This window comes from Streptomyces platensis (genome assembly GCF_008704855.1).
Classification (GTDB): domain Bacteria; phylum Actinomycetota; class Actinomycetes; order Streptomycetales; family Streptomycetaceae; genus Streptomyces; species Streptomyces platensis.
On sequence record NZ_CP023691.1, the window covers coordinates 4437466 to 4450783 of the forward strand.

The window sequence follows — 13318 nt, forward strand, 5'->3', positions numbered from 1 at the left end:
CCCGCCCGCCCCCGGGCGCACGAAACCCCGACCGCCCGGAGGCGATCGGGGTCCGTACGAACCTGCTGTGCGTTTGTGGGGGTCTCAGACACCCGAACCTGCGGGCACGGAGTCGGTCGCCTCCGTCCACAGATCCTGCTCGGCGCGATCCGCCTGGATCTGGCGGTACACGAGGAGCCCGCCGATGGCGGCCAGTGCGACCAGGAGAAGCTTCTTCACCGCGCGACCTCGTCTTTCGTTGACGTAGGGGACCTATGTCGGCCGATGATACACACCGACCGATACCGATCGGTTACCTAGCCCGCGGTCGGCAACACCTCTTCCGAGGCACGCACCGCGAGCCAACTTCCGCCTCCGTACAACGAATCGGCCCGGCCGGGGAGTTCCCCGGCCGGGCCGATTGTGCAGTGCGGCTACCAGGACTTGAACCTGGGGCCTCTTCCTTATCAGGGAAGCGCTCTAACCGTCTGAGCTATAGCCGCGCGCTCGCTGCACCAGAAGATTAGCGCACTTCAGAGGCGTTCCCAAAATCGGTTCACGGGGCCTCCCGAACGCCCTCTCACGCGGGACTCACTCGTCCTCGGCGAGGGTGAGCTCCACGCCTCCGACGAACCCGGCCGACAGGTTGTAGATGAAGGCACCGAGCGTGGCCAGGGCCGTCGCCAGCACCACGTCGATCACCGCGATGATCGAGGTGAACAGCAGCGCCCGCGGCAGCGACAGGAACGACTGGAGATCGAAGCCGCCGCCCTCACTGGAGCCGGTGGCCTCGCTGATCGTGGCGCCGACCGTGGAGAAGACGCCCATCGCGTTCATGACCATCCACAGCACCGCGACGGCCACGACCGTGCAGATGCCCAGCGCGATGGAGAGCAGGAAACTGACCTTCATCACCGACCACGGATCGGCGCGGGCCACCCGCAGCCGGGCCTTGCGGGTCCGCGGGGCCGTGGTGGCGCCCGTACGGGGCCGGCGCACCGCCTGCTCGCCGCTCTGCCCGGCCTCGGTGGGATACGCCTGAGGCGGCTGATACGGCTGCTGTGCGCCGCTCCCGGCCTTCCCCTGGGGCTGCGGCTGCGGCTGGCGGGCATCGGTCACGGGTTCCCCTTGATGTGAGCCCTCGTCCCGGGGGCCGGTGTCGGAAACGGCGGAGCCACGGGCGCTGTCCTCCGTCACGGTCGCGGGTCCGGACGAGGAGCCCTTCTCAGCTCCCGATCCACCCGCCGCAGCGCCCGTGGCTCCACTCACGATCTACTCCTCGTGTTACTCCGCCGCGGGCTGCTCGCCCTCGGTCTCCGCAGGCACGGCACCGTCCGCCCCGGTCTCGTCGGGCTCGTCGCCCCCGTCGACCTCTTCGGCTTCCCGGCTGGCCTCGGCGTTCCATGCGATGCCGACAACGGCATCACGCTTGCCCAGGTTGATCAGTTGGACGCCCATGGTGTCACGGCCCGTTTCCCGCACCTCGTTGACCCGCGTACGGATCACGCCACCCCCGAGCGTCACCGCGAGGATCTCATCCGTCTCCTCGACGACCAGCGCGCCGACCAGGGAACCCCGGTCCTCCACGATCTTGGCGGCCTTGATGCCCAGACCGCCGCGGCCCTGGACGCGGTACTCGTCGACCGCGGTGCGCTTGGCGTAGCCGCCGTCCGTGGCGGTGAAGACGTAGGTGTTGGCGCGGACCACGTTCATCGAGAGCAGCTCGTCGCCCTCGCGGAAGCTCATGCCCTTCACACCGGAGGTGGCCCGGCCCATCGGGCGGAGCGCCTCGTCGGTCGCCGTGAAGCGGATCGACTGGGCCTTCTTGCTGATCAGCAGCAGATCGTCGGTCTCCGACACCAGCTCGGCGCCGATCAGCTCGTCGTCCGTGCCGTCCTCCTGCTCGCGCAGGTTGATCGCGATGACACCACCGGACCGCGGCGAGTCGTAGTCCTTGAGCGGTGTCTTCTTCACCAGGCCGGCCTTGGTGGCGAGCACCAGATACGGCATGGCCTCGTAGTCGCGGATCGCCAGGATCTGCGCGATCTGCTCGTCCGGCTGGAAGGCGAGGAGATTGGCCACATGCTGACCCCGCGCGTCCCGTCCCGCGTCGGGGAGTTCGTACGCCTTGGCGCGGTAGACCCGGCCCTTGTTCGTGAAGAACAGCAGCCAGTGGTGGGTCGTCGAGACGAAGAAGTGGTCGACGATGTCGTCTTCCTTGAGCTTCGTGCCCCGGACGCCCTTGCCGCCGCGCTTCTGCGAGCGGTAGTCGTCGGTCTTCGTCCGCTTCACATAGCCGCCACGGGTGATCGTGACGACGATGTCCTCCTCGGCGATCAGGTCCTCGATGGACATGTCGCCCTCGAAGGGCACCAGCTTGGAGCGCCGGTCGTCGCCGAACTTCTCGACGATCGCGGCGAGTTCCTCGCTGATGATCTGGCGCTGCCGCTCCGGGGAGGCCAGGATCGCGTTGTACTCGTTGATCTTGCGCTGGAGCTCGTCGTGCTCAGCGGTGATCTTCTGGCGCTCCAGGGCGGCCAGCCGGCGCAGCTGCATCTCCAGGATCGCGTTCGCCTGGATCTCGTCGATCGTCAGCAGGCCCATCAGGCCCTCGCGCGCGACCTCGACCGTCTCACTGCGCCGGATCAGCGCGATGACCTCGTCGATGGCGTCCAGCGCCTTGAGCAGACCGCGCAGGATGTGCGCCCGCTCCTCGGCCTTGCGCAGGCGGAACTTCGTCCGGCGGACGATGACCTCGACCTGGTGCGTCACCCAGTTGCGGATGAAGGCGTCCAGCGAGAGCGTGCGCGGCACCCCGTCGACCAGCGCGAGCATGTTCGCGCCGAAGTTGGTCTGAAGGTCGGTGTGCTTGTAGAGGTTGTTGAGGACGACCTTGGCGACCGCGTCCCGCTTGAGGACGATGACCAGACGCTGGCCCGTACGGGAGGACGTCTCGTCGCGGACGTCCGCGATGCCGCCGACCTTGCCGTCCTTGACCAGGTCGGCGATCTTCTGCGCGAGGTTGTCCGGGTTGACCTGGTACGGCAGCTCGGTGACCACCAGGCACTGGCGGTTCTGGATCTCCTCGACCGCCACCACCGCGCGCATCGTGATCGAGCCACGGCCCGTGCGGTAGGCCTCCTCGATGCCCTTGCGGCCCACGACCAGTGCGCCGGTGGGGAAGTCGGGGCCCTTGATGCGCTCGATCAGCGCGTCCAGCAGCTCCTCGCTGGAGGCCTCGGGGTGCTCCAGCGCCCACTGGGCACCGGCCGCGACCTCGCGCAGGTTGTGCGGCGGGATGTTCGTCGCCATACCGACCGCGATACCGGCCGAGCCGTTGATCAGCAGGTTCGGGAAGCGCGCCGGCAGGACCGTCGGCTCCTGGTTACGGCCGTCGTAGTTGTCCTGGAAGTCGACGGTCTCCTCGTCGATGTCCCGGAGCATCTCCATGGACAGCGACTTCATCTTGCACTCGGTGTACCGCATGGCCGCGGCCGGGTCGTTGCCCGGAGAGCCGAAGTTGCCGTTGGAGTCGACCAGCGGCATCCGCATCGACCAGGGCTGCGCCAGCCGCACCAGGGCGTCGTAGATCGAGGAGTCGCCGTGCGGGTGGTACGTACCCATGACGTCGCCGACGACGCGGGCGCACTTGTAGAAGCCCTTCTCCGGGCGGTAGCCGCCGTCGTACATCGCGTACAGGACGCGGCGGTGGACGGGCTTGAGGCCGTCCCGGACGTCCGGCAGCGCACGCGAGACGATGACGGACATCGCGTAGTCGAGGTAGGAGCGCTGCATCTCCGTTTCGAGCCCGACGGGCTCGACGCGCATCCCGACGCCTTCGATGGCGGCGGGCGCGCCCTCGGCGGTCACGCCGTCCGGGGTCACAGGGGGGTTCTCGTCGGCCATGGTGGTTCAAAGTCCTTTCGAGCTGCGGCTGTTGTACGGGCCGACAGGGCTCAGATGTCGAGGAAGCGGACGTCCTTGGCGTTGCGCTGGATGAACGAGCGGCGCGCCTCGACGTCCTCACCCATCAGCACGGAGAACAGGTCGTCCGCGCGGGCCGCGTCGTCCAGGGAGACCTGACCGAGGACCCGGTGGTCGGTGTCCATGGTCGTGATGCGCAGCTCCTCGGCGTTCATCTCACCGAGACCCTTGAACCGCTGGATCGAGTCCTCGCGGATCCGCTTGCCGTTCTGCTTGCCGAGCTCGATCAGCGCGTCCCGCTCCGGGTCGGAGTAGGCGTACTCGAAGTCGTCCCGACCCCACTTGATCTTGTACAGCGGGGGGCGGGAGAGGTAGACGTGCCCGGCCTCCACCAGCGGCCGCATGAAGCGGAAGAGGAAGGTGAGCAGCAGGGTGTTGATGTGCTGACCGTCGACGTCGGCGTCCGCCATCAGGATGATCTTGTGATAGCGGAGCTTCTCGATGTCGAAGTCCTCGTGCACACCTGTGCCGAACGCCGAGATCAGCGCCTGGACCTCGTTGTTCTGGAGGATCTTGTCGACCCGGGCCTTCTCGACGTTGAGGATCTTGCCTCGGATCGGCAGGATCGCCTGGTACTCCGGGTTTCGGCCGGACTTGGCCGAGCCGCCGGCGGAGTCACCCTCGACGATGAAGATCTCGCACTTCTCGGGGTCGTTGGACTGGCAGTCGCTCAGCTTGCCGGGCAGCGACGCGGTCTCCAGCAGACCCTTGCGGCGCGTCAGATCGCGCGCCTTACGGGCCGCCACGCGCGCGGTGGCCGCCTGGATGCCCTTGCGGATGATGTCCGCGGCCTCGTTGGGGTTGCGGTCCAGCCAGTCGTTGAGGTGCTCGTGGACCACCTTCTGGACGAAGGTCTTGACCTCGGTGTTGCCCAGCTTGGTCTTGGTCTGGCCCTCGAACTGCGGCTCGGCGAGCTTGACCGAGATGATCGCCGTCAGACCCTCGCGGATGTCCTCACCCGTGAGGTTGTCGTCCTTCTCGCGCAGCAGCTTCTTGTCGCGCGCATAACGGTTGATCAGGCCGGTCAGCGCGGCGCGGAAGCCCTCTTCGTGGGTACCGCCCTCATGGGTGTGGATGATGTTCGCGAAGCTGTAGACACCCTCGCTGTACTGGGTGTTCCACTGCATCGCGAGGTCGACGGAGAGGTGCCGCTCCTTGTCCTCGGCCTCCACCGAGACCACCGTCGGGTGCACCAGCTCGCCCTTACGGGAGTTGAGGTACTTCACGAAGTCGACGATGCCGCCCTCGTAGTGGTACCGCACCGAGAGCGGCGTGCCGTCCTCGTCCACGTGGTCCGGGCGCTCGTCCTTGAGCGAGATGGTCAGCCCCTTGTTGAGGAACGCCATCTCCTGGAAGCGCCGCGACAGCGTCTCGAAGCTGTACGTGGTGGTCTCGAAGATCTCGCCGTCGGCCCAGAAGGTGACCGCGGTGCCGGAGTCCTCGGTGGCCTCGTGCTGGGCCAGCGGGGCGGTCGGCACGCCCTGCTTGTACTCCTGGGTCCAGCGGTAGCCGTCCGTGCGGACCTCGACCGCCACCCGCTGCGACAGCGCGTTCACGACGGAGACACCCACGCCGTGCAGACCACCGGAGACCGCGTAGCCGCCGCCGCCGAACTTGCCGCCCGCGTGCAGCACCGTCATCACGACCTCGACGGCCGGCTTGTTCTCCGACGGCACGATGCCGACGGGGATACCGCGGCCGTTGTCGACGACGCGCACGCCGCCGTCGGCCAGGATCGTCACGTCGATGGTGTCGGCGTGACCGGCCAGCGCCTCATCGACGGAGTTGTCGACGACCTCCTGTACGAGGTGGTGCAGACCGCGCTCACCGGTGGAGCCGATGTACATGCCGGGACGCTTGCGGACCGCGTCCAGGCCTTCGAGGACGGTGATCGCGCTGGCGTCGTACGACTTCTCCACCGCGGAGTCGCCCGTCGGGCCGACAGGAACCCCCTCTTCAGTAGAAGCCGTGTTGTTCTCGTTGAGGTCGCCGGAGTCGGCCACGAAGCGCCCTTTCTGGCACAGCACAAGCCCTTCCGCGCCTGTAAGGGTCACCCCAGGAGGACAGGCGGGAGCGGCTGCGTCGTTCGACATGTTCCGCGAGTGGGCGGGATTGCTACCAGTGTACCGGTGGCACTGACACTCATGGGGGTTTGCAGGTACCTGAGTCGTCATGTGCCGCCCTGAACTGGCGTCCGCCGACTTCCCCATATCCGAGACGGGGCCTCAGGACGCTCACACGGGCACTCAGCGCTTCGGACTGTCAACCGGCGGCTACCGTGAGCGGAGTCTCATCCGCCTCACCCGTATACAGGCGTCTTGCGCAGGTCACCCATGGGGCCGGGGGCTCATCCGTAGGTGTCGCCGGGGCCCTTGCTGCCCGGTGCGCGCAGCGATCCGTAGCGCCGTGCCGGACCACCGGGACCCAGCACCTTGATCACCTTCACGGTGCCGTGCCCCAGGTCCTCGTTGAGGCGGGCCACCAGCGTCGGGGCCAGCAGCCGCAGCTGTGTCGCCCACGCCGTCGAATCGCACTGCACCGTCAGCACGCGGGCGTCCTCGTCGTACTTCTGCGGCTCACAGTGCTGCGCCACCTCGGGCCCGACCAGCTGCGGCCAGCGCCCCATCACCCCGCCGACCGCCGCCGGGGTCTCCCAGCCGCGTTCCGTGATCAGCCGGTTGATCGCCGCACCCAGCGGCAGCGGATCGCGGCCGTCCGCCCGCGCCCCCGAGCGCAAGCCGCCGCGCCTGGCCTGCTTCTTCTGCTGCGCGGCCGCGCCCCGCGCCCGCGCCTGCTCCTTCGCGGCCACCAGCGCCTGACGGGCCAGATCCACCCCGGAGAGCTCCGGGGCCTTGGGCCGCTCGGGCTGCTCCTCGCTCACGGGGTCACCTTCTCCACGGCGCCGTCGGCCACCGCGTAGCGCGCCCCGGCCAGGATGCCCGGCACATCGTCGTCCACCGCGGCCGTCACCAGCACCTGCTCGCCCGGGGCCACCAGCTCCGCCAGCCGCTCGCGGCGGCGCGCGTCCAGCTCGGCGAAGACGTCGTCGAGGACGAGGACCGGCTCATTGCCCTCGGCGCGCAGCAGGTCGTACGACGCCAGCCGCAGCGCGAGCGCATACGACCAGGACTCGCCGTGGCTGGCGTAGCCCTTCGCCGGGAGCTGGCCCAGCTTGAGCACCAGATCGTCGCGGTGCGGGCCGACCAGCGTCACCCCGCGCTCGATCTCCTGCTTACGGGCCTCGCCGAGCGCCGCCAGCAGCACGCCGTACAGGTCCTCGCGGGTGGTGGCATCGGCCATCGCCTCGCCCGCCGAACCGCGGTACTCCAGCGCCAGCGGACCGCCACCCGGCGCCAGCTGGTCGTAGGCCTTGTCCGCGAGCGGCCGCAGCGCGGCGATCAGATCGAGCCGCTGCGCCAGCAGCTCGGCGCCCGCGCGGGCCAGATGCTGGTCCCATACGTCGAGGGTGGACAGATCCATCTGCCGGCCGCCGTGCCGCCGCGCCAACGCAGCGGTCTTCAACAGGGTGTTGCGCTGCTTGAGGACCCGGTCGTAATCCGAGCGCACCCCGGCCATCCGCGGCGAGCGCGCGGTGATCAGCTCGTCCAGGAACCGGCGGCGCTCCCCCGGATCGCCCTTGACCAGCGCCAGATCCTCCGGCGCGAACAGCACCGTCCGCACGATCCCCAGTACGTCCCGCGGCCTGACCTGCGAAGACCTATTGATCCTGGCGCGGTTCGCCTTGCCCGGGTTGAGCTCCAGCTCGATCAGCTGCTGCCGCTCGCCCTGGACGACCGCGGCCCGGACGATGGCCCGTTCGGCGCCCATCCGCACCAGCGGGGCATCCGAGGAGACCCGGTGGCTGCCGAGCGTGGCGAGATAGCCGACCGCCTCGACCAGATTGGTCTTGCCCTGCCCGTTGGGGCCCACGAAAGCCGTGACGCCCGGATCAAGCGGCACCTCGACCCGGGCGTACGAGCGGAAGTCGGCGAGGGACAGATGCGATACGTGCATGGCTGGGCGCCGACCTCCCCCGGCTGCTGCTTACTGTTGCTGCCTGCTGCTTCTGGTTACTGCTGAGTGAGCGGTGTCCGCTACTTCTTGCTCTCGACCGCGTGCCCACCGAACTGGTTGCGCAGCGCGGCGATCATCTTCATCTGCGGGGAGTCGTCCTGACGGGACGCGAAGCGGGCGAAGAGCGAGGCCGTGATCGCGGGCAGCGGCACCGCGTTGTCGATCGCGGCCTCGACCGTCCAGCGGCCCTCACCGGAGTCGGCGGCGAAGCCGCGCAGCTTCTCCAGGTGCTCGTCGTCGTCGAGCGCGTTGACGGCCAGGTCGAGCAGCCAGGAACGGATGACCGTGCCCTCCTGCCAGGAGCGGAAGATCTCGCGGACGTCCGTGACGGAGTCGACCTTCTCCAGCAGCTCCCAGCCCTCGGCGAAGGCCTGCATCATCGCGTACTCGATGCCGTTGTGGACCATCTTCGCGAAGTGGCCGGCGCCGACCTTGCCGGCGTGCACCGAACCGAAGTCGCCCTCGGGCTTGAGCGCGTCGAAGATCGGCTGCACCTTGGCGACATCGTCCTTGTCGCCGCCGTACATCAGGGCGTAGCCGTTCTCCAGGCCCCAGACGCCGCCGGAGACACCGCAGTCGACGAAGCCGATGCCCTTGGCCTTCAGCTCCTCGGCGTGCTTCTCGTCGTCGGTCCAGCGGGAGTTGCCGCCGTCCACGACGATGTCGCCCGGCGAGAGCAGCTCGGCCAGCTCGTCGATCGTGGACTGGGTGGCGGCACCGGCCGGCACCATGACCCAGACCACCCGCGGACCCTTGAGCTTGTCCACAAGCCCCTGGAGGCTGTTGACATCCGCCAGGTCCGGGTTGCGGTCGAATCCGATGACGGTGTGGCCGGCGCGGCGAATGCGCTCACGCATATTGCCGCCCATCTTGCCGAGACCGACGAGACCGAGCTCCATCAGAGACCCTCTTTGCACGTAGACGTTGCTGGTGTACCCGGGACCGAGCCTACGCCCGCAGGTCCGCGCACACCTGTGGGCTCAGCCGCTCATCAGGGCCCGGTCCGCCGGTCGCCACAAGGCCCGTGGCCTGGGCCGTTGTGCGGTGGCGGCCTTCCGGACGGACCGGTGGGCCGCCACCCGCGTGGCCCGCGCTCTGCCGGCTGTCAGCCCGACAGCCGCACCGGCATGATCAGGTACTTGTACGCGTCGTCCGCCTCGGCGTCCTTGGCCGGCCGGCCGCTCAGCAGCGCGGGCTTGGTCGACGTCGTGAAGGACAGCTGCGCCACGGGGGAGTCGATGGCCGACAGGCCCTCCAGGAGGAAGCCGGGGTTGAAGGCGATCGAGATGTCGTCGCCGTCCAGATCGGCGTCGACCCTCTCCACAGCCTGTGCATCGTCGCTGGAGCCGGCCTCCAGGATCAGCACGCCCTGCTCGAAGCTCAGCCGGACCGGGGTGTTCCGCTCGGCCACCAGGGCCACACGCTTGACGGCCTCGACCAACGGGGCGGTCTCGATCACGGCGACCGAATTGAACTCGGTCGGGAAGAGCGTGCGGTACTTCGGCAGGTCGCCTTCCAGCAGACGGGTCGTCGTCCGGCGCCCGGCACCCTCGAAACCGATCAGACCCTCGCCCTGGCCCGAGCCGGACAGCGCCAGCGTGACGGTGTCGCCGCTGCTCAGGGACTTGGCGGTGTCCAGCAGCGTCTTGGCGGGGACCAGCGCGACCGCGGAGGCGTCCGGGCTCTCCGGCTTCCACAGGAACTCGCGCACGGCGAAGCGGTAGCGGTCGGTGGAGGCCAGCGTGACCGTGTCGCCCTCGATCTCGATCCGTACGCCGGTGAGCACCGGAAGGGTGTCGTCACGGCCGGCGGCGATGGCGACCTGGGCGGCGGCAGCGGCGAAGACCTCACCGGGGACGGTGCCGGTGGCGGTGGGCATGGTCGGCAGGGACGGGTACTCCTCCACAGGAAGGGTGTGGAGGGTGAACCGCGAGGAGCCGCAGACGACGGTGACCCGTACACCGTCGGTGGAAATCTCCACCGGGCGGTTGGGGAGAGCACGGCAGATGTCGGCGAGCAGCCGGCCGGAGACGAGGACGGTGCCCTCCTCTTCCACCTCCGCGTCCACCGAGACCCGTGCGGAGACCTCGTAGTCGAAGCCGGAGAGGCTCAGCGTGCCGTCCTCCGTCTTCAGCAGCAGGCCCGCGAGGACGGGCACCGGCGGACGGGCCGGGAGGCTCTTGGCCGCCCAGGCCACTGCCTCCGCGAGTACATCGCGCTCCACCCGGATCTTCACCGGAAACCGCCTCCTGCTGTTGCTGGCTTTTCGCCCTGCTGGCCTTCGTCGTCGGCTGGGTTGCCGGAGACCAGTCTGACGCACGCCACCGGCAGTCGGTGCGGCTCGGGGTCAAGTCGACTCGGCCGAGGGCGGACACCCGGCGGCCAACTTGTGCACAGGCCCCGTTTCCGAACGAGTTCCCCGGTAGATATCCGTGGTCGTAGTAGTAGGGGCTGTGGAAACCGTGGACAACCGCTTTTGCGCAGGTCAACGCGGATTTTTTGTCCACCGCCCCTGTGGGTGGCGGCCGTGGATAAGCGGGCGGTTCTGTGGACCGCCGAAAGTTCTGCACACCCGATGCACAGGAGACAGGTACTTCTCCCCAGTGCCATCCCCAGCTTTACCCACGTTCCCCACAGCCCAACCGACCACCTTGGTGTGACGGCTTTCACTCGGCCCGGTGAGGGCGGGTGTCGTGTTGCCGAACAGTGGACAGCGGTGTGGAGAAGCTGGGGATTGCTGGGGACAACAGCGGCTTGCCTGTGGGCGGGCGGTGGACAAGACGGCGGCCGCCCTGTGGACGAATCCGCTGTCCACACCCTGTGGAAGAAGGTTGGCCACAAATCCACATGCGGCTGACCTCCTCCGATGCCCCGTCAGTACACCGGCCTGTGGATCCCACAGGGATAACTTTCCCCTCCCCAGGATGTGGACGGAAGATTCTGGCCCAATCTGTGGAGAGAGGCCGTGTCCCGCCGCGGAATCGAACACAGCAGGCGCGCTCCACAGGTTTGGGACGGTGTCGGGGTCTCTCGGAGTGGGGGGTTGGGGGGCTCAAAGCGGGTCCGGGAGAGGTGCGTTGCGTGATCGGACGTGCTCGACGGGAGCGCGCAGGATGCCGCAGAGAGAAGCGGAAGGAGTGGGGAGCAGCCGGGAGAGGCCGGGCGGCCGGGGTGCTCGCCGGTCGGCGGTCCCCGTACGACGAAGGGCGCTCCGGGAGCGGATCCCGGAGCGCCCTGGGCGTCCTGTGGGCCGGCCTCAGCCGTTCTTGATGCGGTTGGTCAGCTCGGTGACCTGGTTGTAGATCGAACGCCGCTCGGCCATCAGCGCGCGGATCTTGCGGTCGGCGTGCATCACGGTCGTATGGTCCCGGCCGCCGAACTGCGCGCCGATCTTCGGCAGCGAGAGATCGGTCAGCTCGCGGCACAGATACATGGCGATCTGGCGGGCGGTCACCAGGACCCGGCTGCGCGAGGAGCCGCACAGATCGTCGATGGTCAGCCCGAAGTAGTCCGCGGTGGAGGCCATGATCGCGGTCGCGGTGATCTCCGGCGCGGCATCCTCGCCGCCGGGGATCAGATCCTTCAGCACGATCTCGGTCAGCCCCAGGTCCACCGGCTGCCGGTTGAGCGAGGCGAAGGCCGTGACCCGGATCAGCGCGCCCTCCAGCTCACGGATGTTCCGCGAGATCCGGGACGCGATGAACTCCAGCACCTCCGGCGGCGCGTTCAGCTGCTCCTGGACCGCCTTCTTGCGGAGGATCGCGATCCGGGTCTCCAGCTCGGGCGGCTGGACATCGGTGATCAGACCCCACTCGAAGCGGTTGCGCAGCCGGTCCTCCAGGGTGACCAGCTGCTTGGGCGGCCGGTCACTGGAGAGCACGATCTGCTTGTTCGCGTTGTGCAGCGTATTGAAGGTGTGGAAGAACTCCTCCTGCGTCGACTCCTTGCTCGCCAGGAACTGGATGTCGTCGACCAGCAGGATGTCCATGTCGCGGTAGCGCTTGCGGAACGCGTCCGCCTTGCCGTCGCGGATGGAGTTGATGAACTCGTTGGTGAACTCCTCCGAGCTCACATACCGCACCCGGGTGCCCGGATACAGGCTCCGCGCGTAGTGCCCGATCGCATGCAGCAGGTGGGTCTTGCCCAGCCCCGATTCCCCGTAGATGAACAGCGGGTTGTACGCCTTGGCCGGAGCCTCGGCGACGGCCACCGCGGCGGCGTGCGCGAAGCGGTTCGAGGCGCCGATGACGAAGGTGTCGAAGAGGTACTTCGGGTTCAGCCGCGCGGTCGGCTCACCCGGGCCGGTCGCCGGCGCGGGCTGCGCGGCGAGCGGACCGGGCGCACCGCTGGGCGTGGGAAGCATGGCGCCGGGGCCGGACCCGGGGTTGCCCGAGCGGCCGGTGTGCCCACCGGGCTGGTGCTCGGAGAGGTCGCGGCGCGGCTGGTCATAAGGGGAGCGCGGACCGTCGGAGTGCTGGGGCGGCCCGTTGCGGTCGGGCGCCTGCGGACGGTAGTCGTTCTGCCGCTGCTGATGCTGCGAGACATGGGACGACGGGGAGGCGTACGGGTCACGCTCGGGGAAGCCGCCGAGGTGCTGCTGCTGCCAGCCGTAGTCGTCGCGGGGACCGGGGCCGCCGCCCATCTGCGGCCAGCCGCCGGGCTCGTGCCGGGGCTGCTGGTAGTCCGGGTAGGCGGGCCGGACGCCGGGCAGGTCGTCGCCCTGGTGTCCGTAACCCTGCCGGCTGTCGTGCCGGGACTCGTGCCGGGCTTCGTAGCCGTCGTAGGCATCGTGCTGCTGAGACTGATGCGTCTGCTGGTGGTGCTGCTGGGACGACTGGTGCTGAGGCGCCGGCGGCGTGGACTGCCCCGGGGGCTCCTCGGCGGAGTCGTCCACGGTGATCGCGATCCGGATCGGGCGGCCGCACTCGTGGCTGAGGGCCTCTCCGATCAGCGGCGCCAGCCGGCCTTCGAGAACGGTCTTGGCGTACTCATTGGGGACAGCGAGCAACGCGGTGTCGGCGACCAGCGCCAGTGGCTGGGTGAGCTTGAGCCAGTCCTGGTCCTTGGGCTTGAGGCCGTCGGCCTCCGCACGGAGGAGATGGTCGAGCACGCGGGGCCACACTGCGGCAAGATCGGCAGGTACATCAGCCACAGGGCACGCTCTCTCACAGTCCCACGAATGTGTGATTCTCAGGACGGGCGGGAAGGAATCGAAGTTCAGCCACGGTAGTCAGGGCGGGCCTGGGGATTCAAGTTGTTGTCCACAGGCTGTGCATAGTGT

9 protein-coding genes and 1 tRNA gene are annotated in these 13318 nt (G+C 68.7%); all 10 read right to left on the reverse strand.

Annotated elements, in window-relative coordinates:
- Nucleotides 1-84: 84 nt before the first annotated feature.
- Nucleotides 85-219: a DLW-39 family protein gene (locus tag CP981_RS38160; RefSeq protein WP_003958712.1), complete on the reverse strand. Its 135-nt coding sequence runs from the start codon at nucleotides 217-219 to the stop codon at nucleotides 85-87.
- Nucleotides 220-408: 189 nt separating this feature from the next.
- Nucleotides 409-482 (reverse strand) — tRNA-Ile (locus CP981_RS19615).
- An 88-nt stretch (nucleotides 483-570) separates the two neighbouring features.
- The gene (locus CP981_RS19620; RefSeq protein ID WP_085923695.1) at nucleotides 571-1248 is read right to left on the reverse strand and encodes a DUF3566 domain-containing protein; all 678 of its coding nucleotides are present in this window, start codon (nucleotides 1246-1248) and stop codon (nucleotides 571-573) included.
- A gap of 15 nt (nucleotides 1249-1263) precedes the next feature.
- A complete protein-coding gene (gene gyrA / locus CP981_RS19625; protein ID WP_085923694.1) occupies nucleotides 1264-3885 on the reverse strand; it encodes a DNA gyrase subunit A in 2622 nt (873 codons plus the stop codon).
- A 50-nt stretch (nucleotides 3886-3935) separates the two neighbouring features.
- A complete protein-coding gene (gene gyrB, locus CP981_RS19630) occupies nucleotides 3936-5990 on the reverse strand; it encodes a DNA topoisomerase (ATP-hydrolyzing) subunit B (protein ID WP_085923693.1) in 2055 nt (684 codons plus the stop codon).
- 320 nt (nucleotides 5991-6310) lie between these two features.
- On the reverse strand, nucleotides 6311-6844 hold the full coding sequence (locus CP981_RS19635; protein ID WP_042151016.1) for a DciA family protein: 534 nt from the start codon (nucleotides 6842-6844) through the stop codon (nucleotides 6311-6313).
- Nucleotides 6841-7977, reverse strand: coding sequence for a DNA replication/repair protein RecF (recF, locus tag CP981_RS19640; protein ID WP_085923692.1), 1137 nt, complete (start codon nucleotides 7975-7977; stop codon nucleotides 6841-6843). The genes CP981_RS19635 and recF overlap by 4 nt, the downstream gene beginning before the upstream one ends.
- A gap of 80 nt (nucleotides 7978-8057) precedes the next feature.
- Nucleotides 8058-8936 (reverse strand): phosphogluconate dehydrogenase (NAD(+)-dependent, decarboxylating), encoded by an 879-nt coding sequence (gnd, locus tag CP981_RS19645; protein WP_085923691.1) that lies wholly within the window; start codon nucleotides 8934-8936, stop codon nucleotides 8058-8060.
- Nucleotides 8937-9142: 206 nt separating this feature from the next.
- Entirely contained in the window at nucleotides 9143-10273 is a 1131-nt protein-coding gene (dnaN, locus tag CP981_RS19650; protein WP_085923690.1) for a DNA polymerase III subunit beta, read from the reverse strand.
- A gap of 1020 nt (nucleotides 10274-11293) precedes the next feature.
- Entirely contained in the window at nucleotides 11294-13189 is a 1896-nt protein-coding gene (gene dnaA, locus CP981_RS19660; RefSeq protein WP_085923689.1) for a chromosomal replication initiator protein DnaA, read from the reverse strand.
- Between the last annotated feature and the right edge of the window lie 129 nt (nucleotides 13190-13318).

What these genes read in the sequence shown, in the direction of transcription:
- gyrA (WP_085923694.1), bottom strand. Translation starts at nt 3,885, where the DNA reads ATGGCCGACGAGAACCCCCCTGTGACCCCGGACGGCGTGACCGCCGAG.
- recF (WP_085923692.1), bottom strand. Translation starts at nt 7,977, where the DNA reads ATGCACGTATCGCATCTGTCCCTCGCCGACTTCCGCTCGTACGCCCGG.
- gnd (WP_085923691.1), bottom strand. Translation starts at nt 8,936, where the DNA reads ATGGAGCTCGGTCTCGTCGGTCTCGGCAAGATGGGCGGCAATATGCGT.